This is a genomic window from Sulfitobacter sp. M85 (assembly GCF_029285915.1).
GTDB classification, from domain to species: domain Bacteria; phylum Pseudomonadota; class Alphaproteobacteria; order Rhodobacterales; family Rhodobacteraceae; genus Sulfitobacter; species Sulfitobacter faviae.
Genome location: NZ_JABECQ010000005.1, coordinates 240626 through 265418, shown reverse-complemented (window position 1 = coordinate 265418; position 24793 = coordinate 240626). Strand labels below are relative to the sequence as shown.

The 24793-nt window shown below is 64.0% G+C and carries 26 protein-coding genes and 1 pseudogene; 23 read left to right on the top strand and 4 right to left on the bottom strand.

Going from position 1 to position 24793, the window contains the following annotated elements:
- Nucleotides 1-2 precede the first annotated feature (2 nt).
- The 3 genes and pseudogenes from HKX24_RS12070 to glmU form a co-directional block, all read right to left on the bottom strand.
- A pseudogene (locus tag HKX24_RS12070) lies at nucleotides 3-701 on the bottom strand (DNA alkylation repair protein).
- On the bottom strand, nucleotides 698-2518 hold the full coding sequence (gene glmS / locus HKX24_RS12065; RefSeq protein ID WP_271693425.1) for a glutamine--fructose-6-phosphate transaminase (isomerizing): 1821 nt from the start codon (nucleotides 2516-2518) through the stop codon (nucleotides 698-700). The pseudogene HKX24_RS12070 and the gene glmS overlap by 4 nt, the downstream one beginning before the upstream one ends.
- 2 nt (nucleotides 2519-2520) lie before the next feature.
- Complete coding sequence (gene glmU / locus HKX24_RS12060) at nucleotides 2521-3873, bottom strand: bifunctional UDP-N-acetylglucosamine diphosphorylase/glucosamine-1-phosphate N-acetyltransferase GlmU (RefSeq protein ID WP_271693426.1); 1353 nt, start codon at nucleotides 3871-3873, stop codon at nucleotides 2521-2523.
- Between the two features lie 138 nt (nucleotides 3874-4011).
- On the opposite strand from glmU, the gene HKX24_RS12055 reads away from it, so the two are divergent.
- Nucleotides 4012-4686: an HAD-IIIA family hydrolase gene (locus tag HKX24_RS12055; RefSeq protein WP_271687669.1), complete on the top strand. Its 675-nt coding sequence runs from the start codon at nucleotides 4012-4014 to the stop codon at nucleotides 4684-4686.
- A complete protein-coding gene (locus HKX24_RS12050; RefSeq protein ID WP_271693427.1) occupies nucleotides 4686-5879 on the top strand; it encodes an aminotransferase class I/II-fold pyridoxal phosphate-dependent enzyme in 1194 nt (397 codons plus the stop codon). Before HKX24_RS12055 ends, HKX24_RS12050 begins: the two co-directional genes overlap by 1 nt.
- 2 nt (nucleotides 5880-5881) lie before the next feature.
- Here the strand turns inward: HKX24_RS12050 and HKX24_RS12045 are convergent, their stop codons facing one another.
- Nucleotides 5882-6358 carry a pyridoxamine 5'-phosphate oxidase family protein gene (locus HKX24_RS12045; protein ID WP_271693429.1) on the bottom strand — a complete coding sequence of 159 codons (477 nt, stop codon included), beginning with the start codon at nucleotides 6356-6358 and terminating at the stop codon, nucleotides 5882-5884.
- A gap of 144 nt (nucleotides 6359-6502) precedes the next feature.
- On the opposite strand from HKX24_RS12045, the gene HKX24_RS12040 reads away from it, so the two are divergent.
- The 21 genes from HKX24_RS12040 to HKX24_RS11940 all read left to right on the top strand — a co-directional run bounded on the left by HKX24_RS12040 (nucleotide 6503) and on the right by HKX24_RS11940 (nucleotide 24791).
- Nucleotides 6503-7663, top strand: a complete 1161-nt coding sequence (locus HKX24_RS12040) for an isovaleryl-CoA dehydrogenase (protein WP_271693430.1) — start codon at nucleotides 6503-6505, stop codon at nucleotides 7661-7663.
- Nucleotides 7663-8148, top strand: coding sequence for a lysozyme inhibitor LprI family protein (locus HKX24_RS12035; protein ID WP_271693431.1), 486 nt, complete (start codon nucleotides 7663-7665; stop codon nucleotides 8146-8148). The genes HKX24_RS12040 and HKX24_RS12035 overlap by 1 nt, the downstream gene beginning before the upstream one ends.
- Before the next feature lie 42 nt (nucleotides 8149-8190).
- Nucleotides 8191-8592 (top strand): DUF1622 domain-containing protein, encoded by a 402-nt coding sequence (locus tag HKX24_RS12030; RefSeq protein ID WP_271693432.1) that lies wholly within the window; start codon nucleotides 8191-8193, stop codon nucleotides 8590-8592.
- Nucleotides 8585-9301 carry a flavodoxin family protein gene (locus tag HKX24_RS12025; protein WP_271693433.1) on the top strand — a complete coding sequence of 239 codons (717 nt, stop codon included), beginning with the start codon at nucleotides 8585-8587 and terminating at the stop codon, nucleotides 9299-9301. The genes HKX24_RS12030 and HKX24_RS12025 overlap by 8 nt, the downstream gene beginning before the upstream one ends.
- Nucleotide 9302: 1 nt before the next feature.
- Nucleotides 9303-10808, top strand: coding sequence for an AMP-binding protein (locus tag HKX24_RS12020; protein WP_271693435.1), 1506 nt, complete (start codon nucleotides 9303-9305; stop codon nucleotides 10806-10808).
- On the top strand, nucleotides 10805-12409 hold the full coding sequence (locus HKX24_RS12015) for a carboxyl transferase domain-containing protein (RefSeq protein WP_271693436.1): 1605 nt from the start codon (nucleotides 10805-10807) through the stop codon (nucleotides 12407-12409). The genes HKX24_RS12020 and HKX24_RS12015 overlap by 4 nt, the downstream gene beginning before the upstream one ends.
- Before the next feature lie 80 nt (nucleotides 12410-12489).
- Nucleotides 12490-14430: an acetyl/propionyl/methylcrotonyl-CoA carboxylase subunit alpha gene (locus HKX24_RS12010; RefSeq protein WP_276154028.1), complete on the top strand. Its 1941-nt coding sequence runs from the start codon at nucleotides 12490-12492 to the stop codon at nucleotides 14428-14430.
- Nucleotides 14427-15095: a glutathione S-transferase family protein gene (locus tag HKX24_RS12005; protein ID WP_271693438.1), complete on the top strand. Its 669-nt coding sequence runs from the start codon at nucleotides 14427-14429 to the stop codon at nucleotides 15093-15095. The genes HKX24_RS12010 and HKX24_RS12005 overlap by 4 nt, the downstream gene beginning before the upstream one ends.
- Nucleotides 15096-15126: 31 nt before the next feature.
- A complete protein-coding gene (locus HKX24_RS12000) occupies nucleotides 15127-15981 on the top strand; it encodes a hydroxymethylglutaryl-CoA lyase (protein ID WP_271693439.1) in 855 nt (284 codons plus the stop codon).
- 1 nt (nucleotide 15982) lies between these two features.
- Nucleotides 15983-16765 (top strand): crotonase/enoyl-CoA hydratase family protein, encoded by a 783-nt coding sequence (locus tag HKX24_RS11995; protein ID WP_271693441.1) that lies wholly within the window; start codon nucleotides 15983-15985, stop codon nucleotides 16763-16765.
- Between the two features lie 162 nt (nucleotides 16766-16927).
- Entirely contained in the window at nucleotides 16928-17293 is a 366-nt protein-coding gene (locus HKX24_RS11990) for an NADH-quinone oxidoreductase subunit A (protein ID WP_067263411.1), read from the top strand.
- Nucleotides 17284-17898, top strand: a complete 615-nt coding sequence (locus tag HKX24_RS11985) for an NADH-quinone oxidoreductase subunit B (RefSeq protein ID WP_231886322.1) — start codon at nucleotides 17284-17286, stop codon at nucleotides 17896-17898. The genes HKX24_RS11990 and HKX24_RS11985 overlap by 10 nt, the downstream gene beginning before the upstream one ends.
- A gap of 101 nt (nucleotides 17899-17999) precedes the next feature.
- Entirely contained in the window at nucleotides 18000-18629 is a 630-nt protein-coding gene (locus HKX24_RS11980; RefSeq protein WP_136720172.1) for an NADH-quinone oxidoreductase subunit C, read from the top strand.
- Nucleotides 18629-18802, top strand: a complete 174-nt coding sequence (locus tag HKX24_RS11975) for a hypothetical protein (protein ID WP_169306047.1) — start codon at nucleotides 18629-18631, stop codon at nucleotides 18800-18802. Before HKX24_RS11980 ends, HKX24_RS11975 begins: the two co-directional genes overlap by 1 nt.
- Nucleotides 18802-20046 carry an NADH-quinone oxidoreductase subunit D gene (locus HKX24_RS11970; protein WP_271693443.1) on the top strand — a complete coding sequence of 415 codons (1245 nt, stop codon included), beginning with the start codon at nucleotides 18802-18804 and terminating at the stop codon, nucleotides 20044-20046. The genes HKX24_RS11975 and HKX24_RS11970 overlap by 1 nt, the downstream gene beginning before the upstream one ends.
- 79 nt (nucleotides 20047-20125) lie before the next feature.
- Nucleotides 20126-21277, top strand: coding sequence for an NADH-quinone oxidoreductase subunit E (locus HKX24_RS11965; RefSeq protein ID WP_209218006.1), 1152 nt, complete (start codon nucleotides 20126-20128; stop codon nucleotides 21275-21277).
- A 92-nt stretch (nucleotides 21278-21369) separates the two neighbouring features.
- Nucleotides 21370-22242: a hypothetical protein gene (locus tag HKX24_RS11960; protein ID WP_271693444.1), complete on the top strand. Its 873-nt coding sequence runs from the start codon at nucleotides 21370-21372 to the stop codon at nucleotides 22240-22242.
- A gap of 18 nt (nucleotides 22243-22260) precedes the next feature.
- Nucleotides 22261-22494, top strand: coding sequence for a DUF5337 domain-containing protein (locus HKX24_RS11955; RefSeq protein ID WP_067263425.1), 234 nt, complete (start codon nucleotides 22261-22263; stop codon nucleotides 22492-22494).
- A gap of 5 nt (nucleotides 22495-22499) precedes the next feature.
- Nucleotides 22500-23795, top strand: coding sequence for an NADH-quinone oxidoreductase subunit NuoF (gene nuoF, locus HKX24_RS11950; RefSeq protein WP_271693445.1), 1296 nt, complete (start codon nucleotides 22500-22502; stop codon nucleotides 23793-23795).
- 138 nt (nucleotides 23796-23933) lie between these two features.
- The gene (locus tag HKX24_RS11945) at nucleotides 23934-24260 is read left to right on the top strand and encodes a hypothetical protein (protein ID WP_209218009.1); all 327 of its coding nucleotides are present in this window, start codon (nucleotides 23934-23936) and stop codon (nucleotides 24258-24260) included.
- 120 nt (nucleotides 24261-24380) lie between these two features.
- Nucleotides 24381-24791: a DUF5333 domain-containing protein gene (locus tag HKX24_RS11940; RefSeq protein ID WP_271693446.1), complete on the top strand. Its 411-nt coding sequence runs from the start codon at nucleotides 24381-24383 to the stop codon at nucleotides 24789-24791.
- The last annotated feature ends 2 nt before the right edge of the window (nucleotides 24792-24793 follow it).

Here is a 24793-nt window from a genome sequence, read left to right as displayed (position 1 = left end):
GATCAGCCTGCGCCTTCTGCCTTTTTCAGCAGGCGCAGGGCTTCTTTCACCGCGAACGGTTTCATCGCCTCCCCATGGGCGGCGATAAAGCCACGGGTCCGCTCGGGGTCGTGTTTCGAAAGGTCGCGCAGCCACCAGCCGATTGCCTTCTAAATGAACCACCGGTGATCCGGTACCATCGTCGCGGCCCAGCCGAGGATACGGTCGCGCGCGGCCAGCTCCTCAGGCTTAGGATTGTTCTGCTTGGTCCAAGGCAGGGTGGAGACAAGTGCCGCGCGTCGGGTCCAAAGGTGATCCGAAGCGACCCAGTTCTCCACTTCGTCCAAGCGCGTCGGATCGGCCACCAGACGTTTCTGCGCCGCCATGCTGGCATGATCGGCAATTGCCCAACTGTCGAAATCGGGGGTCCAGCTTGCGATCAGCGCCCATGCGGCTTGATCTTCCGGGCGCAGCCGCGCTTGGGTGAGCAGTTTTGCCGCGGCGACGCGTGCTTCGAAAATGTCCGACTGCCAAAGGGCATCGGCAAGCGCGACACGGCCCTTGACGTCCAGCGCCGCTCGCCACGATTGGGCAAGCTCCGCAATTTGCGGGTTAGTTAGGCCAAGATAGCCTCGGTTGGCTTTGTGATATGCGCGCATCTCTTCCGCGCGGGCCGGGTTGGCCTGCGCTTGAAGTTCCTCAAGGGCGGTTTCGGGGGTCATTCCACCGTCACCGATTTCGCGAGATTGCGTGGCTGGTCCACATCCGTGCCTTTCGCCACGGCGGTGTGATAGGCCAGCAACTGCGCCGGAACCGCATAGAGGATCGGGGCCAAAGCATCCGGCACCGGGGGCATCTCGATGCTGAACCAGACGCCGTCATTGGCCTCGGCCTGACCTTTGGCGTCGGAGATCAGGATCACCTTGCCCTTGCGCGCCATGACTTCTTGCATGTTGCTGACGGTCTTGTCGAAGAGCGCGTCGCGTGGTGCCATGACGACTACCGGCACATGCTCATCCACCAGTGCGATGGGGCCGTGTTTCAGTTCACCCGACGCATAAGCTTCGGCGTGGATGTAGCTGATTTCCTTAAGTTTCAGTGCGCCCTCAAGGGCGAGCGGGTACATCTGGCCCCGGCCAAGGAACAACACATCGCGGGCATGGGCGAGTTTGAGCGCGGCTTCTTGCATCGCGTCGTTTTGTTCAAGCGCCGTGCTGATGAGCGCGGGCAGTCCACGAAGTGCGGAGATGTGATCGGCGAAGCTCTCTGTGCTGATCACATCGCGGTCCCGCGCGGCTTTGAGCACCAACGCGAAGAGGACAACGAGCTGACAGGTGAAGGCTTTGGTCGAGGCCACGCCGACTTCGACTCCGGCGTGGATCGGCAGCGCCAGATCGCTTTCGCGGGCGATGGAGCTTTCGGGCACGTTGACGACCGACAGGATACGCGCGGCCTTGCCCTCGCAATAGCGCAGAGCGGCGAGCGTGTCGGCGGTCTCACCCGATTGGCTGACGAAAACCGCTAATGTGCGCGCCGGGATCGGCGGTTCACGGTAGCGGAATTCCGAGGCGACATCGATCTCGACCGGCAGGCGGGCGATCTGCTCGAACCAGTATTTCGCGGTGAAACAGGCATAGGACGCGGTGCCGCAGGCGACCATGAGGATGCGGTCAAACTGCGCAAAATCAATATCTTGTGCGCTGATGTTGATCTCTCCCTCGGGGGTGAGGTAATGGCCGATGGCCGCGCCGATCACGCCGGGTTGCTCGGCAATTTCTTTTGCCATGAAGTGTTTGTGGCCCGCCTTGTCGATGCGGGTATTGTCGATCTGCACGGATTTGATCGCCCGGTTGGCGAGCGCCCCATTGCGGTCGGTGACCTCAACCGAGGTGCGGGTGATGACGGCGCAATCACCCTCTTCAAGATAGGCGATTTGATTGGTCAACGGAGCCAGCGCGATGGCGTCGCTGCCCACATACATCTCACCCTCGCCATAGCCTATGGCCAAGGGCGAGCCCTTGCGCGCCGCAATCATCAGGTCGTCGTGCCCGTCAAAGAGAAAGGCCAGCGCAAAAGCGCCTTCGAGCCGGGCAAGCGTCTGTTTGGCGGCCTCCACCGGGCCTGCGCCCTGCGCCATGTGATGCTGGGTCAGGAGGGCAACGGTCTCGGTATCGGTCTCGGTCACGAATTGCGCGCCATGTTCGGCCAGTTCGGCCCGCAACTCACGAAAGTTTTCGATGATCCCGTTATGCACCACGGCCACTGGTCCCGCCTGATGCGGGTGGGCGTTGGTGACGCTCGGCGCGCCATGGGTGGCCCAGCGGGTGTGGCCGATGCCCGACTTCCCCGCCAGCGGCTCATGCACCAGCGCGTCCGAGAGGTTTACCAGCTTGCCCAAGGCGCGGCGGCGCTCAAGCTTGCCTTCGTTCAGGGTCGCGATGCCCGCGCTGTCATAGCCGCGATATTCCAGCCGTTTCAGCGCTTCGACCAAGATCGGCGCGACTTCATGGGTGCCAAGCACCCCAATAATTCCACACATAATTAGCTGCCTCTTTGCAATTTTGCCTTCTTGGCCTTTAAAATTTCGAACATTTTGCGCGCCATCCCGGGTTTCTCAACCTGCGGGGCGCGCGACAGGGCCAGCGCCTCGGGTTCTACGTCCGAGGTGATGACCGAGCCCGAGCCGGTCATCGCACCCTCGCCAATGGTCACCGGGGCCACGAGCATGGTGTTCGACCCGATGAAGGCGCCCGCGCCGATGGTGGTGTGATGTTTCATCACCCCGTCATAATTGCAGGTGATCGTGCCCGCGCCAATGTTGCTGCGCGCGCCGACGGTGGCGTCGCCGATATAGCTCAGGTGGTTGACCTTGGCCCCTTCGGCGATTTGCGCGTTCTTCACCTCGACGAAATTGCCGATGCGCACGTCTTCGGCCAGTTCCGCGCCGGGGCGCAGCCGGGCGTAGGGGCCGACGACCCCGCCGCGTGAGACATGGCACCCTTCGAGATGCGAGAAGGCACGGATGGTGCTGCCGGATTCCACGGTGACATTCGGGCCGAAGACGACATTCGGCTCCACCACTGTATCGCGCCCGATGAAAGTGTCGCGCGACAGGAAGACGGTTTCGGGGGCGACCAAGGTCACGCCGTCTTCCATCAACAGATCGCGGGCGCGGGATTGGAACGCGGCCTCGGCCATCGCCAGATCGGCGCGGGAGTTCACGCCCATGGTCTCGGCCTCGTCGCAGGTGACTACTGTGGCGCTGCGGCCCTTGGCGCGGGCGATGCCGATGATGTCGGTGAGGTAGTATTCTTCCGAAGCGTTGTCGTTGCCGACCTTGTCGATCAAATCGAAGAGCAGTTCGGATTTGCAGGCCACCACGCCGGAGTTGCACAGGGTAATGGCGCGCTCTTCGACGGAGGCGTCTTTGAACTCGACGATCCGCTCCAAGGCGTCGCCCTGCATCACCAAACGACCATAGCGGGCGGGATCGGCGGCCTCAAACCCCAGAACCACCACGTCATGTGTCGCCAGCGCCTCTTGCATCTTCTCAAGCGTCTCGGGCTGGACGAAGGGCGTGTCACCGTAAAGCACCAGCGCCATGCCATCGAACCCGGTCAGCGCCGGGCGGGCCTGTGCCACCGCATGGGCCGTGCCCAACTGCTCGGTCTGTTCGACGACCTGCGCGTCTTCGTCAAAAAGCGTGGCGGCGGCGCGGACCTGATCGGCGCAGTGCCCGGCCACCACGACCGTATGGCGGGGTGCGAGCATGGCGCCTGCGGCCATCGCGTGTTCCAGCATCGGGGCGGAGGCCACGCGGTGCAGCACCTTTGGCAGGTCCGAGTTCATCCGTGTCCCCTTGCCCGCGGCGAGGATGATCAATGCAGTTTCCATGTAAATCTCTTTGTCCTTCAGCTTGCATTCTCTTTACGCGCTTCGCACAAAGGCGCAAGGTTGCGGCCCATCAAACTAGGTTGCGGACTGCAACACGATGCCATTTTGCAAGGCGGGGTTCCGCCCAAGGAGTATCCAGTGAAGACAGTGGTTTTCGATCTCGACGGCACCTTGGCCGATACCTCGGGCGATTTGATCGCCGCTGCCAATGCGTGCTTCCGCGACATGGGCGAGGGCGATGTGCTGGTCCATGCCGAGGATGCGGGCACCGCGCTGCGCGGCGGGCGGGCGATGCTGACCTTGGGGATGCAAAAGCTGGGCCGTGCCGATGACGCGGCGACGATCGACCGCTATTATCCGATGCTGCTCGAAGCCTATGGGCGCGACATCGACACCCATACCATCATGTACCCCGGCGCGATGGAGGCTGTGGCCGCGCTCAAAGCCGCGGGCTACCGCGTGGCGATTTGCACCAACAAACCCGAGGCTTTGGCGGAGTTGCTGCTGACCCGTCTTGGCGTGCGCGATGCATTCGGCGCGATGCTGGGGGCTGATACGCTGGCCGTGCGCAAACCTGACCCCGAACACCTGTTCGAAACCGCCCGGCGTGCCGGGGGCGATCCGGCGCAATGCGTGTTGATCGGCGACAGCGACACCGACCGCAAAACCGCCAAAGCCGCAGGGGTTCCGTGCGTGCTGGTGACCTTCGGCCCCTCGGGCGAAGACATGGCCGCGCTGGAGCCCGAAGCGCTGTTGGACGATTTCGCCGACCTGCCGGAGGTCATTGAACGTTTGATCGGCAAAGCCGCCTGATGGCCGAGCGCTTCACCGGCAGTTTCACACAGCAAGAGCCGATCCCCGACGATGCGATCGAGGCGGCAGTGGCGGTGATGCGTCACGGACGGTTGCACCGCTATAACACAGCCCCGGGGGAGGTGGCCGAGGTTGCCCTGCTTGAGCAGGAATTCGCCGCGATGACGGGGGCAAAATACTGCCTTGCCGTGGCCTCGGGCGGCTATGCCATGGCCACGGCGCTGCGCGCAGTGGGGGTGAAACCGGGCGACCGGGTGCTGACCAATGCCTTCACGCTCGCCCCGGTGCCGGGGGCGATTGCGGCACTGGGGGCGGTCCCGGTTTTCGTCGGCGTGACGGAGCAGCTGGTGATTGACCTCGACGACCTCGCCGCCAAGGCGGGTCAGGCCGATGTGCTGCTGCTCAGCCATATGCGCGGCCATCTGGCTGACATGGACGCCCTAATGGCGCTTTGCGATGCGCGCGGCATCACGGTGATCGAAGATTGCGCCCATACGATGGGGGCGGCGTGGAACGGCAAGCCCTCGGGCACGCAGGGGAAACTGGGGTGTTTTTCCTGCCAGACCTATAAACATGTGAACGCTGGCGAGGGCGGGTTGCTGATCACCGATGATGCCGAGGTTGCGGCGCGGGCGATCATGCTGTCGGGGTCTTACATGCTCTATGACCGCCATGCCGCCGCGCCGGGGCCGGAGGCTTTTGAGACGATCCGCTATGAGACGCCCAATATCTCGGGCCGGATGGACAACCTGCGCGCCGCGGTCCTGCGCCCGCAGTTGCGACGGCTGGCGGAACAGGTGGCCCGCTGGAATGAGCGTTATCGGGTGATCGAGACGGGGCTGCGCGACACGCCGGGGCTCACGGTCATCGACCGGCCCGAGGCGGAGAGCATCGTCGGGTCGTCAATCCAATTCCTGCTGAAGGGTTGGTCGCCGGAGGATGTCGAGGCGATGTTGGCGCGCTGCGCTGCGCGCGGGGTGGAGTTGAAATGGTTCGGCAGGGCCGAGCCTATGGGTTTCACCAGCCGCTACGACACGTGGCGCTATGCGCGGGCCGAAAAAATGCCCGCCAGCGATGCGGTGCTGGCGGGGTTGATCGACATGCGTGTGCCGCTGACCTTTTCGCTGGAGGATTGCGCCCTGATCGCGCGGATTATCCGGGCCGAGGTCAGCGCCGTTTTTCAAGGGGACTAGGCTTAGAAGCGGATGGTGCCATGTTTGCCCATGTCGGGCTTTTGGCCGGTCATCTGCGCCTTGCCGATCTCATAGAGGAACTTGATCCCACCATCGGTCGCCCAAACCTCGGCTTCGGTGAGGTCAAAGCGGATCAGCTGCACATCCGGGTCCTGCTTGCCGTCTTCGAACCAGGCGCCCGCGATGGCGTTCCAAATCTTGTCCAACTCGGTCGGGTTGGTCACAGCGGAAACATGGCCATCGATCCGCGCCCAGAGGGATTCGTCCTTGCTGGCGATCAGGTATTCAGCGGCGGCGCGTCCCTCGGCGGATTGCGCCAGATCGGTGCCCTTGGCGGTGATGAACCACAGCACGGCGGCGCGGTCGTCTTCGTCGATGTAATGGGTCATTGGGATCGCGCGGGCGGTCTTGGTCATCAGCATCCCGGCGCGGGTGTCGTCCAGACGGTCCCAGAACTCTTTTTTCAGATCATCGCTCATTTGCATCTCGCTTTGTTGTAGTGTTCGCTTGGTCGCAGGGCCAACCCGCCGCGACGCGGGGCGGTTCCACATCGCGCCGCTTGACGCAAAGCGGGTGGGGCGGTAGGTAATGAACAAGCGTTCAATAAATCGGGGGGAGAAGCCGTGTTCAACGCAAGTATGCAGTTTGATCTGGGAGAAGACGTCGCGGCCATGCGGGAGATGGTGCACCGCTGGGCGCAGGAGCGCGTCAAGCCGATGGCCGCCGAGATCGACAGCAAGAACGAATTCCCCGCCGAGCTTTGGCAGGAAATGGGTGAGTTGGGCCTTCTGGGCATGACCGTTGAGGAAGAGTTCGGCGGCTCGGGGCTGGGCTATGTCGCCCATACCGTCGCGGTGGAAGAGATTGCCCGGGCCTCGGCTTCGGTCTCACTCTCCTACGGGGCGCATTCCAACCTCTGCGTGAACCAGATCAAGCTTAACGGCACCCCGGAGCAGAAGGCGCAGTTCCTGCCCAAGCTCTGTTCGGGCGAGCATGTCGGTGCGCTGGCCATGTCCGAAGTGGGCGCGGGGAGTGACGTGGTCAGCATGAAGCTGCATGCCGAGAAGCGGAACGACCACTTCCGTCTGAACGGCAACAAGTATTGGATCACCAACGGCCCCGACGCCGAGACGCTGGTGGTCTATGCCAAGACCGACCCGGATGCCGGCTCCAAGGGCATCACCGCCTTTTTGATCGAGAAGTCGATGAAGGGATTCTCGACCTCCAAGCATTTCGACAAGCTCGGCATGCGCGGCTCGAACACTGCGGAACTGATTTTCGAGGATTGCGAAGTGCCCTTCGAGAACATTCTCGGCGAAGAGGGCAAGGGCGTGCGCGTGCTGATGTCGGGCCTCGATTACGAGCGCGTCGTGCTGGCGGGCATCGGCCTTGGCATCATGGCCGCCTGTCTCGATGAGATCATGCCCTACATGGCCGAGCGCAAGCAGTTCGGCCAGCGCATCGGGGATTTCCAACTGATGCAGGGCAAGATGGCGGATATGTACACCGCGATGAACTCGGCGCGGGCCTATGTTTACAGCGTGGCGCAGGCTTGTGACCGGGGTGATGTGACCCGTCAGGACGCGGCGGCCTGCTGCCTCTATGCCTCGGAACAAGCGATGGTACAGGCGCATCAGGCGGTGCAGGCGATGGGCGGCGCGGGCTATCTGTCCGACAACCCGGTGGGCCGGATCTTCCGCGACGCCAAGCTGATGGAGATCGGCGCGGGCACTTCGGAAATCCGCCGCATGCTGGTGGGCCGCGAGATGATGGGGGCGATGTGATGCGCGCCCTCCTGCTGGCCTGCGCGTTTCTGGCGGGGCCGGTATCCGCGCAGGACATCACCTATTCCGATGCCGCCACCGCGGACTGTCTGGCCGGGGCCGAAGAGTTCACCGACCAGCGCGCCTGCATTGGCCTGTCGGCCAACCTCTGTATGGAAGGGCCGGGCGGCTATTCGACCGTCGGCATGGGCGGGTGTCTTGATGCTGAGTTGACCTTTTGGGACGGCCTGCTGAACGAGAATTACCGCGCCCGCATGGTGCAGGCGAAATCCGCCGATGAGGAGAATGCCCTCTACCAGCCGCAACTGCCTTCGCAGGCCGAGGCGCTGCGTGACATGCAGCGCGCTTGGATTACCTTCCGCGATGCCGCCTGCGATTATGAACGCAGCCAATGGGGCGGTGGCACAGGCGGCGGACCTGCAACCTTGGCCTGCCTGATGCAGATGACGGGGGAACAGGCGCTGCGTTTGGGGGCGGCCTATTAACCGCGTCTCGCTGTGTCGGCCAAACAGGACGGAGGGATCGGGATGGAAAACCTGATAGAACTGGAGACAGAAGGCGGTGTCCTGCACCACTTTCTACCTTGGCTGATCGAGGGGTTCGAGATCCTCGCCGCGGTCATCGACATCGCGGCCATCATTCTGCTGCTGATCGGTGCGGCACGTTTCCTGACCGGGGTGACGATTGCCGAGGTTTCCAAGAAAGGCCCCGAGCGGGTCCGCCGCACCAACCGCGAGCGGATCGAACTGGGGCGCTACATCCTTGCCGGGCTGGAACTCTTCATCGTCTCGGATGTGATACACACCGCGATCAGCCTGCGTTTTGCGGACCTGCTCTTCCTGCTGATGCTGGTCATCATCCGCTCCATCACCTCCTATTTCCTTGACCGGGAACTGGAGCAACTGAAGAAGGAACTTGGCCGTGACTGACTATTCCGATCTCAAGGCGCTCTACGTCAACTGCTCGCTCAAGAAGACCCCGGGCGACAGCCACACCCAGCTTCTGATGAACGCCAGCGCGGGCATCATGGAGGCACAAGGCGTGGGGGTGGAGCATCTCTACCTGCTGGATCACCAAGTGCCGCCGGGCGTCTATCCGGACATGACCGAACACGGCTGGGACCGCGACGACTGGCCCGCGATCTGGGACAAGGTGCTGGCTGCCGATATTCTGATCATCGGTACGCCTTTGTGGCTGGGCGAGGAGAGCAGTGTCTGCCGCGTGCTGATCGAGCGGCTCTATGCCATGAGCGGGGAGCTCAATGACAAGGGCCAGTCGGTCTTCTACGGCAAGGTCGGCGGCACCGTGGTGACGGGCAACGAGGACGGCATCAAACATGTCGCCATGACCACCGGTTTCGCGATGAACCATCTGGGCTACACGATCCCGCCGCAGGCCGATTGCGGCTGGATCGGCGAGGCCGGGCCGGGGCCGTCTTACGGCGATGATGTGGACGGCAAGCGCGCGGGTTTCGACAACGAGTTCACGCAGCGCAACACCACCATCATGACATGGAACGCCCTGCATCTGGCACGGATGCTGAAACACGCGGGCGGCTACCCGTGTGAGGGCAACGACCGCAACGCCTGGGACGCGGGCGCGCGGTTCGATTTCGAAAATCCGGAGTACCGAAGCTGATATGAAGAACGAAGGCGACTGGCCCATCTGGCAGGGCAACATGGCGGCGCAATGCCTCGCCCAGCCCGACGATGCACTGGCGATCATCGACCTCACCGGTCCCGCGCGGCGCGATGTGACCACGGGGGAGCTGCATGCAATGGCCGACGGTTTGGCCCGCGCGCTGAAAAGCCAAGTCGCGCGCGGCGACCGGGTGGGCGTGCTGCTCAGCCAGTCGCCGTGGTGTGCGGCGGCGCATCTCGCGATCTGGAAGATCGGCGCGATTTCGGTGCCGCTGTTCAAGCTGTTCAAACGTGACGCGCTGGCCAGTCGGGTGGGTGACGCGGGCTGCGAAATCGTGCTGACCGATGCGGAAGGCGCGGAACTGCTCGGCGATCTGGCCACCCCGTGGATCGCGGCGGAGGCGGGCGTGGCGGGCGACGCGGTGGATTTCGCCGAGGTCGGCCCCGACGATCCCGCCGTGCTGATCTACACCTCCGGCACCACCGGCACGCCGAAAGGCGCGTTGCACGGGCACCGGGTGCTCTCGGGCCATCTGCCCGGCGTATCGGTCAGCCATGACCATCTGGGGCAGAAGGGCGACTGCCTCTGGACCCCGGCGGATTGGGCGTGGATCGGCGGGCTTTTCGACGTAGCGATGCCCGCGCTGGCGCTCGGCGTGCCGGTCGTGGCCACGCGGATGCCCAAGTTCACCGTCGAGGGCTGCGCCGAGGTGATCGCGAAAGGCGAGGTGCGCAACGTGTTCTTCCCGCCGACCGCCCTGCGGATGCTGAAGGCGGCGGATGTCGCACTGCCGGGCCTGCGCTCGGTCGCCAGCGGCGGCGAGCCTCTGGGGGCCGAGATGCTGGCATGGGGCCGGGAGGCGTTTGGGCTTGAGATCAACGAGTTCTACGGCCAGACCGAATGTAACATGGTGGCTTCCAGCTGCGGCGTCGATTTCCCCGCCCAGCCCGGCTGCATTGGCAAACCGGTGCCGGGGTTCGAGATCGCCGTGCTGGATGATGACGGCCAGCCTACCGATGCCGAGGGAGACGTGGCGGTGCGCCGCGGCGCGCCCTCGATGATGCTGCGCTACTGGAACCGGCCCGAGGAAACTGCGGCCAAGTTCCACCGCGACTGGCTGTTGACCGGCGATCGCGGCATCTGGGAGGGGGAGTATCTGCGCTTCGTGGGGCGCGAGGACGACGTGATCACCTCCGCGGGCTACCGCATCGGTCCGGCCGAGATCGAGGATTGCCTGCTCACCCATGACGCCGTGGCGACCTGCGGCGTGGTCGGCAAGCCCGACGCGCTGCGCACCGAGATCGTGAAGGCCTATGTGGTGCTGAAACCGGGTGCGGAGGTCGAAGCAAAGGAACTGCAGGACTGGGTGAAGGACAGGCTCGCCAGCTATTCCTACCCGCGCGAGATCGCCTTCATGCAGGACCTGCCCATGACCGTCACCGGCAAGGTGATCCGCAAGGAATTGAAGCGTCTGGCGGCGCGAGAGAATGAGGACGTAACATGAAACTGACATCCCAAGCCCTGCCATCCTCGGATGCCTACAAGGCCAACGAGATGGCGCATCTGAAAGCCCTGAGCGAGGTCCGCGAGGCCGCCGAGACGGCCGCTTTGGGCGGTGGCGAGAAATCCCGCGCCCGGCACGAAAGCCGCGGCAAGATGCTGCCCCGCGAACGCGTGGCGAACCTTCTCGACCCCGGCAGCCCGTTTCTGGAGATCGGCGCGACCGCGGCGCATGGGCTTTATGGCGGCGCGGCCCCCTGTGCGGGCGTGATCGCGGGCATCGGGCGGGTGCAGGGCCATGAGGTCATGGTGGTCTGCAACGACGCCACCGTGAAGGGCGGCACCTATTACCCGATGACGGTGAAAAAACACCTCCGCGCGCAGGAGATCGCGGAGGCCAACCATCTGCCCTGCATCTATCTGGTCGACAGTGGCGGCGCGAACCTGCCGAACCAAGACGAAGTCTTCCCCGACCGTGACCATTTCGGCGCGATCTTCTACAATCAGGCCCGGATGAGCGCCAAGGGCATCGCGCAGATCGCCGTGGTGATGGGGTCTTGTACCGCAGGCGGCGCCTATGTGCCTGCGATGTCTGACGTTACCATCATCGTGAAAGAGCAGGGCACGATCTTCCTCGCCGGCCCGCCCTTGGTGAAGGCGGCGACGGGCGAGGTGGTCTCGGCCGAAGACCTCGGCGGCGGCGACGTGCACACGCGCCTGTCGGGCGTGGCGGATTATCTGGCCGAGGACGACGCCCATGCGCTGGCACTGGCGCGCCGTGCGGTTGGGCAGCTTAACAAGAGCAAGCCCAAGACGGTGGACTGGGCCAGCCCGGAGGAACCGGCTTGCGACCCCGCCGAGATGCTGGGCGTTGTGCCCGCCGACCTGCGCACGCCCTATGACATCCGCGAGGTCATCATGCGGCTGGTGGATGGCAGCCGCTTTGATGAGTTCAAGGCGCGCTTCGGCGAGACGCTGGTCTGCGGTTTCGCCCATGTCAAAGGCTGCCCCATCGGCATCATCGCCAACAACGGGGTGCTGTTTTCCGAAGCCGCCCAGAAGGGCGCGCATTTCGTGGAGCTTTGCAGCCAGCGCAACATCCCGCTGGTGTTCTTGCAGAACATCACCGGCTTCATGGTCGGCCGCAAATACGAGAACGAGGGCATCGCCCGCCACGGCGCCAAGATGGTGACGGCGGTGGCCACCACCAATGTGCCCAAGATCACCATGCTGGTGGGCGGCTCCTTCGGGGCGGGCAACTACGGCATGTCGGGCCGCGCCTATAGGCCGCGGTTCCTCTGGTCATGGCCCAACAGCCGCATTTCCGTCATGGGCGGCGCGCAGGCGGCGGGGGTTCTGGCCACCGTCAAGCGCGACGCCATGGAACGCGCGGGCGAGACATGGACCGAGGAGGAAGAGACCGCCTTCAAGCAGCCCACGATCGACATGTTCGAGGAACAGAGCCACCCGCTCTATGCCTCGGCACGGCTGTGGGACGACGGGATCATTGATCCGCGCAAGAGCCGCGACGTGCTCTACCTGAGCCTCTCGGCCAGCCTGAACGCGCCGATCGAGCCGACGAAATTTGGATTGTTCCGGATGTGATCGACGCGCGTTCCGGGGGGGACCCCCCCCCCGGAACGCGCGCCATATTTGGAGCCAGAAAGAGATGAAAAGGGTAGGGCATGTTTGACACGATCCTGATTGCGAACCGGGGTGAGATTGCTTGCCGGGTAATGGAAACGGCGCAAGCCATGGGGGTGCGCTGCGTGGCGGTGTACTCGGACGCGGATGCGGGCGCGAAACACGTCGCCATGGCGGATGCTGCGGTGCATATTGGCGGCTCGGCCCCGGCTGAGAGTTACCTCAAGGGCGAGGTGATCATCCAAGCGGCGCTCGATACCGGCGCACAGGCGATCCACCCGGGCTATGGGTTCTTGAGCGAAAACCCCGATTTCGTGGAGGCGGTGGAGGCCGCGGGGCTGACCTTCATCGGGCCTTCGGCCAAGGCGATCCGGGCCATGGGTCTGAAGGACGCCGCCAAGGCGCTGATGGTCGAGGCGGGCGTGCCCGTCGTGCCGGGGTATCACGGCGCGGATCACGACGATGCGCTGCTGGCGCGCGAGGCCGAGAAGATCGGCTACCCGGTGTTGATCAAGGCCGTCGCGGGCGGCGGCGGCAAGGGCATGCGGCTGGTCGAGGAGGCCAAGGGGTTTCAGGCGGCGCTGGAGAGCGCGCGCTCGGAGGCGAAGACTGCCTTCGGCAACCCGGACGTGCTGGTCGAGAAATTCGTCACCAAGCCGCGTCACATCGAGGTGCAGGTCTTTGGCGACGGCACACATGCGGTGCATCTCTTCGAGCGCGACTGCTCGCTGCAGCGGCGCCACCAGAAGGTGATCGAGGAGGCGCCCGCGCCGGGCATGACGGAAGAGATGCGCGAGGCCATGGGCCAAGCGGCGGTGCGCGCGGCCGAGGCCATCGGCTATGCCGGGGCGGGGACGGTGGAATTCATCGTCGACGGCTCGGGCGGGCTGTCGACCGACGGGTTCTTCTTCATGGAGATGAACACGCGGCTTCAGGTGGAGCATCCGGTGACCGAACTGGTGACCGGGGTCGATCTGGTGGAATGGCAGTTGCGCGTCGCCGCGGGCGAAGCCCTGCCGAAGCGCCAAGATGAGCTCACGATCAACGGCCATGCCTTCGAGGCGCGGCTCTATGCCGAGGACGTGCCGAAGGGTTTCCTGCCCGCCACCGGGACGCTGACGCATCTGTCCTTCACTCCCCAGACCCGCGCCGACAGCGGCGTGCGGGCGGGCGACACGATCAGCCCCTTTTACGACCCGATGATCGCCAAGGTCATCGTGCACGGGCCCACGCGGGACGTGGCGCTGTCGCGCTTGCGCGCGGCACTGAAGGGGTGTGAAGTTGGCGGTACGGTCACCAACCTCGCCTTCCTCGGTGCGCTGGCCGAACATGAGGGCTTTGCCAAGGGCGACGTGGATACGGGCCTGATCGCGCGCGACATCGAGGCGCTGACGGCCCAGCCCGAGGTGCCGGGGCGGCATGTCGCGCTGGCCGGGATGGCAGCACTTGGGCTCGACCAGCCACAGGCCGAGGCGGGCTTCAACCTTTGGCGGCCGTTGCGGCATCAGGTGATGCTGGGCCGCGACGGCGAGGAGCATCTGCTGAAGGTGCGGGTGCTGTCGGAGGACGTGCAGCTTTGGACCGTGGGCGACCATGAGGTTCGGGCCGAGCGCATCGCGGGGCGCTGGAAACTCGACGGCCATGTCGCGCCTGCGGTCTCGGTCGCGGGCGATGTGGTCACGGTGTTTGATTCCTATGGCATCGCCTTTGACGTGATCGATCCGCTGGCGCGCGCTGCCGCCGCCCATGGCGACGGCAATATCGTCGAGGCGCCGATGCCCGGCCTCGTCCGCGCCATCGACGCCGAGGTCGGTCAAAGCGTCGCCAAGGGCGACCGTCTGGCGGTGTTGGAGGCGATGAAGATGGAACATTCGCTGCTGGCCGCGCGCGACGGCGTGGTGGCCGAGGTGCTGGCGCAAGCGGGCGATCAGGTCGAGGCCGGGGCGGCGCTGGTGCGTCTGGAAGCCGAGGAGGGCGCATGATCACGCTGCACCACTGTCCGCAGACCCGCTCGATGCGCACGCTCTGGCTGCTGCACGAGTTGGACGACGTGGAGTTTCAGGTCAAAATGCATGCCTTCGACCGCAGCCTGCGCGATCCGGAATACCTCGTGCTGTCGCCCGCGGGCCGTGTGCCTGCGCTGGAGATCGACGGCGAGCGCATGTTCGAGACCGGGGCGATCACCCAGTACCTCTGCGAGCGCTACAGCCCCGACCGCATGGGCCGCTCGGTCGGCAGTCCGGACCGCATGGCTTGGCTGGTCTGGGTGCATTTCGCCGAGACCATCAGCCAGCACACAGCGGCACTGACCCAGCAGCACATCGCCCTGCGCGAGGATCACATGCGCAGCCCCATCGTGATGAAGCTCGAGGCGGCGCGGATCGGCAAATGCTACGACGCGCTGGAGGCACGGCTCTCGACGCCGCTGGAGAACCGCGACTACCTGCTGACCTCCGGCTTTTCTGCCGCCGACATCTCGGTCGGGCAGGCGGTCTACATGGCGCGGCATTTCGTGAAATTGGATGACCACCCTTCGGTCGCGGCGTGGTATGAACGGATCACGGAACGCGACAGCTTCGCGCAGGCGCTGCCCGAGGGAGCGAAGCTCTACGAGAAGGATTTCTATGCGCCATGGCCGATTGAATGACCATGGCCCACACAGGGAAGGAGTGCGGCCAATGAGCCTTGGACCATGTGAGATTTTCGAGGTCGGCCCGCGGGACGGTCTGCAGAACGAGAAACGCGAGATCCCCGTGGCCGAGAAGGTCGCCTTGGTGAACAAGCTGAGCGAAGCTGGCTTTGCCCGCATCGAATGCGCCAGTTTCGTCAGCCCCAAATGGGTGCCGCAGATGGCCGGTTCGGGCGAGGTGCTGGGGCAGATCTCCCGTGCCGAGGGCGTGCGCTACGCGGCCCTGACACCGAACATGCGCGGTTACGAGGATGCGGTAGCGGCCCGCGCCGACGAGGTGGCGATCTTCGCCTCCGCCTCGGAAGGGTTCAGCCGGAAGAACATCAACGCCAGCATTGACGAAGCTTTCGAGCGGTTTGCCCCGATCCTCGAAGAGGCGCGGCATGTGGACATTCCGGTGCGCGGCTATGTCTCCTGCGTGGTGGAATGCCCCTATGACGGCAGGGTCGATCCCGGCGACGTGGCGCGCGTGGCCGACAAGCTCTTTGCGATGGGCTGCTACGAGATCTCTCTCGGCGACACCATTGGCGCGGGCACGCCCGACAGTATTGCGCGGATGCTGCTTTCGGTGCGCGACGTGGTGCCGGCGGGCCGGCTCGCGGGGCATTACCATGACACCCACGGGCGGGCGATGGCCAATATCGACGCCTCATTGTCGATGGGCCTGCGGGTCTTCGACGCGGCGGTCGGTGGCTTGGGCGGTTGCCCCTATGCGCCGGGGGCGGCGGGCAATGTCGCCACCGAGGCGGTGAATGAACATCTGATGGCGCTTGGCTATGACACCGGCGTCGATCAAGCGGTGGTGTTGGAAGCCGCCGAAATGGCACGGGCGATGCGAGGCTGACATGTACGAGACTTTGACGATCGAGACCGACGCGCGCGGGGTGGCGACGCTCACCCTCAACCGGCCGGAGAAACACAACGCCATGTCGGCGCAGATGCTGGCCGATCTGACCGCGGCGGCGGGCAAGCTGGCCGAGGATGACGCGGTGCGTGTCGTGGTGCTGACCGGGGCGGGCAAATCCTTCTGCGCCGGCGGCGATCTGGGCTGGATGCGCGACCAGCGCGATATGGATGCCGAGACACGCTCGGCGGAGGCGGGTAAGCTGGCGACGATGCTGGGCGCGCTCAACGCGCTGCCGAAGCCGGTGATCGGCAAGCTGCAGGGCAATGCCTTTGGCGGCGGCGTCGGCATGGCCTCGGTCTGTGATGTGGCCGTGGGGGTCGATACGCTGAAGATGGGCTTCACTGAGACCCGTCTGGGCATCATCCCGGCCACAATCGGGCCCTATGTGCTGGCGCGGATGGGCGAGGGGCGCGCGCGGCGGGTCTTCATGTCGGCGCGTCTGTTCGATGCGGCGGAGGCGGTCGATCTGGGGCTGCTGGCCCGCGCCGTACCGGCCGAGGAGTTGGACGCGGCCGTCGAGGCCGAAGTCGTGCCTTACCTCTCCTGCGCGCCGGGGGCGGTGGCAGCGGCCAAGAAGCTGGCGCAGGACTTGGGTGGAATCGCCACGCCCGAGGCGGTGGAAATGTCCATTGATGCCCTCGCGGCGCGTTGGGAAACCGATGAGGCCGCCGAGGGAATCGGTGCCTTCTTTGATAAGCGCAAAGCCGCTTGGGTGGTCTAGCTCAAGGCTTTGGCGAAATGGCTCTATTGCGGACCCGTGGGCGGCATTAACCGGGCTTGGCCCGTTGACCCTACCCACGGGCAGAGTTAAACCCGTTCCAAGTTTGTCTGCGCGGGCTTTTGGCCTTTGCCTCATGCCGCGCACCGCGAAAGGAGCATCCCCTTGGACGACATGCTGCGGGAATACCTGCCCATCCTCGTTTTTCTGGCCGTGGCGATTGGCCTTGGCCTTGTGCTGATCCTCGCCGCCGTGGTCGTGGCCGTGCGCAATCCTGACCCGGAGAAGGTCTCGGCCTATGAATGCGGGTTCAACGCATTCGACGATGCGCGGATGAAGTTTGATGTGCGTTTCTATCTGGTCTCGATCCTCTTCATCATTTTCGACCTCGAAATCGCCTTCCTCTTCCCATGGGCCGTGGCCTTCAAAGAGGTGAGCATGGTGGGCTTCTGGTCAATGATGGTGTTCTTGGGCGTGCTGACGGCGGGCTTCGCCTATGAATGGAAGAAGGGAGCGCTGGAATGGCAGTAAAAGATGACGCACTCGTCACCCCGGTGATGGGCGATGGCCACCAAAGCCCACGGGTGAAATCCGGTGCCTCCGCCCCTGCGGCCTACGGCCAATATGGCGCGGGGCCGGACCCTGAATTCGCCACCCAGAGCCTGAATGCCGAGTTGCAGGACAAGGGCTTCCTGCTGACGTCGACCGAAGACATCATCAACTGGGCGCGCACGGGCAGCTTGCACTGGATGACCTTCGGTTTGGCCTGCTGCGCGGTTGAGATGATGCACAGCTCCATGCCGCGCTATGACCTTGAGCGTTTCGGCACCGCGCCGCGCGCCTCTCCGCGCCAGTCGGACCTGATGATCGTCGCGGGCACGCTGACCAACAAGATGGCCCCGGCGCTGCGCAAGGTCTATGACCAGATGCCAGAGCCGCGCTATGTGATCTCGATGGGGTCCTGCGCGAACGGCGGCGGTTACTATCACTACAGCTATTCGGTCGTGCGCGGCTGTGACCGCATCGTGCCGGTCGATGTCTATGTGCCCGGCTGCCCGCCGACGGCGGAAGCACTGCTTTATGGTATCCTCCAGTTGCAGCGTAAAATTCGCCGCACCGGGACGATCGTGCGCTAAGGCAACCGCCTGCGCCGCAAGCGGGGCAGGCAGAAGGACAAAGCGCCAAAGGCGCGGGACAGTGAGATGGCGTTGATCGGCGCGTGGAAGGAAGATTTGCGATGAGCGAACAACTGCAGGAACTTGGGGCCTATATCGAAGCCAAACGCCCCGATTGCGTGCTCGGATGGGATGTCACCAAGGGTGAGTTGAACATGGATGTGGCGCTGGCCAATGTCGCCGGGCTTGTCGAGTTCCTCAAAGGTGATCCGACCTGCCGCTTCTCGACGCTGGTGGACATCACGGCGGTGGATTATCCGGGCCGTGCCAAGCGGTTCGACGTGGTTTACCACTTCCTGTCGATGTACCAGAACCAGCGCATTCGCCTGCGCGCCGCCGCGCGGGAGAAGGACATGGTGCCCTCGATCACCGGCGTGCACCCCAGTGCCGATTGGTTCGAACGTGAAGTCTTTGACATGTTCGGCATCCTCTTTTCCGGCCACCCGGACCTGCGCCGTATCCTCACGGACTATGGTTTCCGCGGGCACCCGCTGCGCAAGGATTTTCCGACCACTGGTTATACCGAGGTGCGCTATGACGAAGGCGCCAAACGCGTGGTCTATGAGCCCGTGAGCCTCGTTCAGGAATACCGCCAGTTCGACTTCATGTCGCCATGGGAAGGGGCCGATTACATCCTGCCCGGCGACGACAAGTCGGCACCCGACGGTCATGTGAGCAAGGACGCGAAGTAATGGGCGGGCTTTGGTGGCTGATCCTCTCGGCGCTGACCGCCATTCCGATGGTCAAACTGCTGCCGTTCTTCGGCATCAACAAATACTGGGCGGTGGCCTGTCTGATCCCGCTGGGCACGATCGCCCTGCTGTGGTGGATGGGCATGAAGCTGCAAGAACTGGAGAAACGGTAATGGACGGCGACATTCGCACAAAAGCCTTTGACGACGGGTCGACCGACTTTGAGTCCGGCGAGCAGAAGATTCGTAACTTCAACATCAATTTCGGCCCGCAACACCCTGCCGCACACGGGGTTTTGCGTCTGGTGCTTGAGCTTGACGGTGAGGTGGTAGAGCGTTGCGACCCCCATATCGGCCTGCTGCACCGTGGCACCGAAAAGCTGATGGAAAGCCGCACCTACCTGCAAAACCTGCCGTATTTCGACCGGCTGGATTACGTGGCCCCGATGAACCAAGAGCACGCTTGGTGTCTGGCCATCGAAAAGCTGACCGACACGGTGGTGCCGCGCCGTGCCTCGCTGATCCGGGTGCTGTTCTCGGAAATCGGGCGCATTCTGAACCACCTTCTCAACATCACCACGCAGGCGCTGGACGTGGGCGCGCTGACGCCGCCGCTCTGGGGCTTTGAAGAGCGTGAGAGCCTGATGATCTTTTACGAGCGGGCCTGTGGCGCGCGTCTGCACGCGGCGTACTTCCGCCCCGGCGGCGTCCACCAAGACCTGCCGCCCGCGCTGCTGGACGATATTGAAGCCTGGTGTGAACAGTTCCTCAAGAAGTTCATGGTCGACATCGACGAGCTGCTGACCGAGAACCGCATCTTCAAACAGCGCAACGTCGACATCGGCATCGTGACCGAGGAGGACATCCTCAACTACGGCTTCAGCGGTGTGATGGTGCGCGGGTCGGGCTTTGCTTGGGACCTGCGCCGCGCGCAGCCCTATGAATGCTACGATGAATTCGACTTCCAGATCCCCGTGGGCAAGAACGGCGACTGCTTTGACCGCTACCTCTGCCGGATGGAAGAGATGCGCCAGTCGACCTACATCATCCAGCAAGCGATCGAGAAGCTGCGCGCCCCCGACGGGCAGGGCGATGTGCTGGCCCGGGGCAAGATCACCCCGCCATCGCGCACTGCGATGAAGACTGACATGGAAAGCCTGATCCACCACTTCAAGCTTTACACCGAAGGGTTCCACGTTCCCAAGGGGGAGGTTTACTGCGCCGTCGAAGCGCCCAAGGGCGAGTTTGGCGTCTACCTTGTGGCCGATGGCTCCAACAAACCCTATCGCTCCAAAATCCGCGCGCCGGGCTTCTTGCACTTGCAGGCGATGGACCATGTGGCCAGCGGTCACCAGCTTGCCGATGTGGCCGCGATCATCGGCACCATGGACGTCGTCTTTGGAGAGATCGACCGGTGATGCCGCTGGCGTCACCCCGTTTTGAAGAAATTTACGCCGGGGGCATCATTGGCCTCCGCCTGACCATAGGTTCGAACTAATGCTCCGCCGTCTACACCCTGACCAGCCCGACAGTTTTGCCTTCACGCCCGCCAACCAAGAATGGGCCGAAGCGCAGATCACCAAATACCCCGAAGGCCGTCAGGCCAGCGCGATCATCCCGCTTTTGTGGCGCGCGCAGGAGCAAGAGGGCTGGTTGACCCGCCCGGCGATCGAACATGTCTCGGAGATGCTGGGCATGGCCTATATCCGGGGCCTTGAAGTGGCGACCTTCTACTTCATGTTTCAGCTGCAACCCGTTGGTTCCGTGGCACATATCCAAGTTTGCGGTACCACCTCCTGCATGATTTGCGGGGCCGAGGATCTGGTCGCCGTCTGCAAGGAGCGTATCGCCGCCAAGCCGCATGAGTTGTCGGCGGATGGGCGTTTTTCTTGGGAAGAGGTCGAATGCCTCGGTGCCTGTTCCAACGCCCCCATGGCGCAGATTGGCAAGGACTATTACGAAGACCTGACCACCGCGCGGCTGAACGAAATCCTTGATGAGTTGAGCGACGGGCGCGTGCCCGTGCCCGGGCCTCAGAACGGGCGCTATGCCTCTGAGCCTCTAGGCGGGTTGACCAGCCTCACGGATCACGAAAGCGGGCGCACGCAGTATAACGCCAGCGCTCAGGCCGCGGTCGATATCGGCGATACGGTCAAGCGCATCGACGGCACCGAGGTGCCGCTGCTGACACCTTGGCAGCGCAAGCCCGACGCGCCGCAGCCTGAAACCGTGGAAGAGGTCGAAGCCGAAGAGCCGCGTCCCGCCGAGGGCGAAAGCGCCGACAAGACCGGCATCACCGAGCAGGAGGCCGAGGCCGCCTCGAAAAGCAAGCCGCGTTCCAAGCGCGACCCCGCGGGTGAAACCGTCGATGCCGCCGAGGCCGAGACCGACACCCCCGCGACGCCCGGCCAAAAGCCCGCGCAGTTGGACGGCCCGCGTGAGGGCGAGGCGGATGATCTGAAAAAGATCAAAGGCGTCGGTCCGAAGCTGGAGCAGATGCTTAACGGCATGGGTTTCTACCACTTTGATCAGATCGCCCAATGGGGCCCTGAGGAGGTCGCTTGGGTCGACCAGAACCTCGAAGGGTTCAAAGGCCGCGTCAGCCGCGACAATTGGGTAGAGCAGGCCGCGCGCCTCGCAGAAGAATAAGACGGAGATTAACAACGGGCCAAGGACGGCACCCACACCACCCCGCAGAGCCATAAGCCGCATCGCCCGCATCAAGGGAGAGAAGGACAGTCATGACGGATATTTCGGAACGAGAAGCCTGCACCAAGCGCTGCTGGTGGCTGGGTGCCGGTGTCGGTTTGCTCGTGGCATTCCTGTTGCTGGCGTTCGGCATCTGGGGTCTGTTGATGTCTATTCTGGCCGGTGTGCTGGTGGCGGTGATTGTGGGCTATCTGGCGATGACCCTGCTGTGCAAAGACGTGCCAGCCGCCGCACCGCAAGACAACACCCGCAGCGCGGCGGCAGCATCGGTTGCGGCGTCGCCGACAGCATCGGACAGCGTCTCGCCAGCGGTGGGCACCGTCCCAGCCGGTGACGCGGGCATCGGGGCCGCGCGAAAGGCCAGCGCGCCGGTTGAGCCTGTGGAGGAGACACCGCCGACCGCGCCCGTGGCCGATACGGCTGCCGTTGAAGCTGCGCCGGATGAGGTTGCCGAGGCCGAGGTGGCGGGAGAGGAAGAGCCAGCCGAAACCTCCGAGGAAACAACGCCGACGCCGCCCGTGGCTGACACAGCCGCCGTCGAAGCCACCCCGGAACAGGTTGTCGAAGCCGAAGAAGCGCCCGCGGTGGTGACCACCCCGGAAGAGACCGTCGAGACCGCGCCCAAGGGGGCGACAGGCGGCGCATCGACCGATGGCAAACCCGCGCTGCTGGATGCACCCCGTGCGGGCGGGGCGGATGACCTCAAGCGCATTGGCGGCATCGGGCCGAAGCTGGAACAGACGCTGAATGAATTGGGCATCTTCCATTTCGATCAGATCGCGGCACTTGAGGGGGAGGAGATCGACTGGGTCGATTCTCGTCTGCGTTTCAAGGGCCGTATCCGGCGCGACGATTGGATCGGTCAGGCCAAGGCACTTGCCAGTGACGGCAAGGCCGAGGGCTGATCGGGGTAAGAGAGAGACATGAGCGAAGCCGAAGACAGAGCGCTTGCCCGCAAGGGCCGCACCGCAGGGCTGGTCATTGCCGTGACCATGTGCTTGTGGCTGGCCATGCAATGGGCCGGCCCGGCGCTTGGCCTGCCGGGGCGTTATGCGCTGCTCTTCGACTTTGCTGCACTGGCCGCGCTTTTCTGGGCGATGGTCGTGATATATCAAATGTGGCAGGCCCGCCGGGCCAGCCGTGAGAACCAAAGGTAGGCATCATGCTTCAGGACAAAGACCGCATTTTTACCAACATCTACGGCATGCATGACCGCACCCTGAAAGGCGCGCAGGCGCGCGGCCATTGGGATGGCACCGCCGGGATCATTCAAAAGGGCCGCGATTGGATCGTCGACCAGATGAAAGCCTCTGGCCTGCGGGGCCGGGGTGGGGCGGGCTTCCCCACGGGGCTCAAGTGGTCCTTCATGCCGAAGGAAAGCGATGGCCGCCCGGCCTATCTTGTGGTCAACGCCGACGAATCCGAGCCGGGCACCTGCAAAGACCGCGAGATCATGCGCCACGATCCGCATACGCTGATCGAAGGCTGCCTGATCGCCTCTTTCGCGATGAGCGCACATACCTGCTATATCTACCTGCGCGGCGAATACATCCGTGAGCGCGAAGCCCTGCAGGCCGCGATTGATGAGGCCTATGAGGCCGGTCTGGTGGGCAAGAACGCCAGCAAATCGGGCTGGGATTTCGACATTTACCTGCACCACGGGGCAGGGGCCTATATCTGCGGCGAAGAAACCGCGCTGCTGGAGAGCCTCGAAGGCAAGAAGGGCATGCCCCGGATGAAACCGCCGTTCCCGGCGGGCGCGGGCCTCTACGGTTGCCCGACCACGGTGAACAACGTCGAATCCATCGCCGTGGTGCCGACCATTCTGCGCCGTGGGCCAGAGTGGTTCGCGGGCTTTGGCCGCGCCAATAACGCGGGCACCAAGCTCTTTGCGATCTCTGGTCACGTGAACAACCCCTGCGTCGTCGAAGAGGCGATGTCGATCTCCTTTGAAGAGCTGATCGAGACCCATTGCGGCGGCATCCGCGGCGGCTGGGACAACCTCAAGGCGGTGATCCCCGGCGGGTCGTCGGTGCCGCTGATCCCCGGCAAAGACATGCGCGACGCGATCATGGATTTCGACTACCTGCGCGAGCAGCGCTCGGGCCTCGGCACCGCGGCGGTGATCGTGATGGACAACTCCACCGACGTGATCAAAGCGATCTGGCGGCTGTCGAAGTTCTACAAACACGAAAGCTGCGGCCAGTGCACGCCCTGCCGCGAAGGCACCGGTTGGATGATGCGGGTGATGGACCGTCTGGTCTCGGGCGATGCCGAGCCGGAAGAGATCGACATGCTGCTCGACGTGACCAAACAGGTCGAAGGCCACACGATCTGCGCGCTTGGCGATGCGGCGGCTTGGCCAATCCAAGGTCTGATCCGGCACTTCCGCGATGAGATCGAAGATCGGATCAAACACAAGCGCACGGGCCGCGTCAGCGCGGTCGCGGCGGAGTGAAACCCTGTGCAGCGTCGGGCCTCACCGGCTGGACGCTTGACGCAGAAGCGGCGATAGCGGGCGCGCGTCAGGCGCGTCCGTCCACAACAGGCGCGGGGCGATCGGCAAGGCCGGGCCTTGGCGCAGCGGAGTAGGTTTATGAAATATGCTTTGACGGTTCTGACGCTCAGCGCCCTGCTGGCGGGCTGCGCCAATGATGGCGAGCGGATTGCCTTTGACGGGCAGTATTTCAACACCAAACTGCGCAAGGTCGACGGCCAGCGGGATGTCTTTCAGGTGACAGTCAAGGACGCCGGCAAATCCATCGACGGCGCCCGTGCAGCGGCGCGCTATGAGGCGGTGAAATACTGTGTCGGCAACTACGGCAACTCGAAAATCGACTGGACCTTTGGCCCCGATGCACCGGCAAGCGCGCTGCGGTTCGATGGCGGGGCGCTGACCTTTCAGGGCCGCTGCCCACAGTGATCGCATCGGCGACATATCGCGGGCCTGCGGGTCTTTGGGGCGGTGATATTGAATATCACGGCCTGCAATCTCCATCTGTCAGACGGGCCGTTCCGGCCCGCTGCTTGAAGGAGAATTGATATGCGCACCCTGATGATCGCCGTGATGGGCCTGAGCCTGACCGCCGCCACCGTGACACCGGTCGCCGCCAAACCGCCGCTGCGCGAGGTGGCGGCCATCGACGATGCGCTCTTGGACATGGGCGTGGCCGACATCATCCGTAAGAACTGCCCCGACATCAGCGCGCGGATGCTGCGCGCGGTCAAGATGGCTTGGGACCTGAAAGGCAAGGCGGGCGATCTGGGCTACTCCGACGCCGAGATCGACGCCTATATTGATAGTGACGCTGAAAAAGCGCGCATGAGAGCGCGGGGCGCCGCGTTTTTCAAGGCGAAGGGGGTCGATACTTCGGACCCGCAAAGCTATTGTGCGCTCGGACGCGAAGAGATTCAAAAATCGAGCCGGATCGGTTCGTTACTGAAGGCAAAGTGAGC

Excerpts from the sequence above, each read along its gene's own strand:
- HKX24_RS12000 (WP_271693439.1), top strand. The coding sequence starts at position 15,127 with ATGAGCCTTGGACCATGTGAGATTTTCGAGGTCGGCCCGCGGGACGGT.
- HKX24_RS12010 (WP_276154028.1), top strand. The coding sequence starts at position 12,490 with ATGTTTGACACGATCCTGATTGCGAACCGGGGTGAGATTGCTTGCCGG.
- HKX24_RS11995 (WP_271693441.1), top strand. The coding sequence starts at position 15,983 with ATGTACGAGACTTTGACGATCGAGACCGACGCGCGCGGGGTGGCGACG.
- HKX24_RS12045 (WP_271693429.1), bottom strand. The coding sequence starts at position 6,358 with ATGAGCGATGATCTGAAAAAAGAGTTCTGGGACCGTCTGGACGACACC.
- HKX24_RS11965 (WP_209218006.1), top strand. The coding sequence starts at position 20,126 with ATGCTCCGCCGTCTACACCCTGACCAGCCCGACAGTTTTGCCTTCACG.
- HKX24_RS11955 (WP_067263425.1), top strand. The coding sequence starts at position 22,261 with ATGAGCGAAGCCGAAGACAGAGCGCTTGCCCGCAAGGGCCGCACCGCA.
- HKX24_RS11975 (WP_169306047.1), top strand. The coding sequence starts at position 18,629 with ATGGGCGGGCTTTGGTGGCTGATCCTCTCGGCGCTGACCGCCATTCCG.
- HKX24_RS12035 (WP_271693431.1), top strand. The coding sequence starts at position 7,663 with ATGCGCGCCCTCCTGCTGGCCTGCGCGTTTCTGGCGGGGCCGGTATCC.
- glmS (WP_271693425.1), bottom strand. The coding sequence starts at position 2,518 with ATGTGTGGAATTATTGGGGTGCTTGGCACCCATGAAGTCGCGCCGATC.
- HKX24_RS11985 (WP_231886322.1), top strand. The coding sequence starts at position 17,284 with ATGGCAGTAAAAGATGACGCACTCGTCACCCCGGTGATGGGCGATGGC.
- HKX24_RS11940 (WP_271693446.1), top strand. The coding sequence starts at position 24,381 with ATGCGCACCCTGATGATCGCCGTGATGGGCCTGAGCCTGACCGCCGCC.
- HKX24_RS11960 (WP_271693444.1), top strand. The coding sequence starts at position 21,370 with ATGACGGATATTTCGGAACGAGAAGCCTGCACCAAGCGCTGCTGGTGG.
- HKX24_RS11945 (WP_209218009.1), top strand. The coding sequence starts at position 23,934 with ATGAAATATGCTTTGACGGTTCTGACGCTCAGCGCCCTGCTGGCGGGC.
- HKX24_RS12030 (WP_271693432.1), top strand. The coding sequence starts at position 8,191 with ATGGAAAACCTGATAGAACTGGAGACAGAAGGCGGTGTCCTGCACCAC.
- nuoF (WP_271693445.1), top strand. The coding sequence starts at position 22,500 with ATGCTTCAGGACAAAGACCGCATTTTTACCAACATCTACGGCATGCAT.
- HKX24_RS12020 (WP_271693435.1), top strand. The coding sequence starts at position 9,303 with ATGAAGAACGAAGGCGACTGGCCCATCTGGCAGGGCAACATGGCGGCG.
- glmU (WP_271693426.1), bottom strand. The coding sequence starts at position 3,873 with ATGGAAACTGCATTGATCATCCTCGCCGCGGGCAAGGGGACACGGATG.
- HKX24_RS12005 (WP_271693438.1), top strand. The coding sequence starts at position 14,427 with ATGATCACGCTGCACCACTGTCCGCAGACCCGCTCGATGCGCACGCTC.
- HKX24_RS11970 (WP_271693443.1), top strand. The coding sequence starts at position 18,802 with ATGGACGGCGACATTCGCACAAAAGCCTTTGACGACGGGTCGACCGAC.
- HKX24_RS12050 (WP_271693427.1), top strand. The coding sequence starts at position 4,686 with ATGGCCGAGCGCTTCACCGGCAGTTTCACACAGCAAGAGCCGATCCCC.
- HKX24_RS11980 (WP_136720172.1), top strand. The coding sequence starts at position 18,000 with ATGAGCGAACAACTGCAGGAACTTGGGGCCTATATCGAAGCCAAACGC.
- HKX24_RS12015 (WP_271693436.1), top strand. The coding sequence starts at position 10,805 with ATGAAACTGACATCCCAAGCCCTGCCATCCTCGGATGCCTACAAGGCC.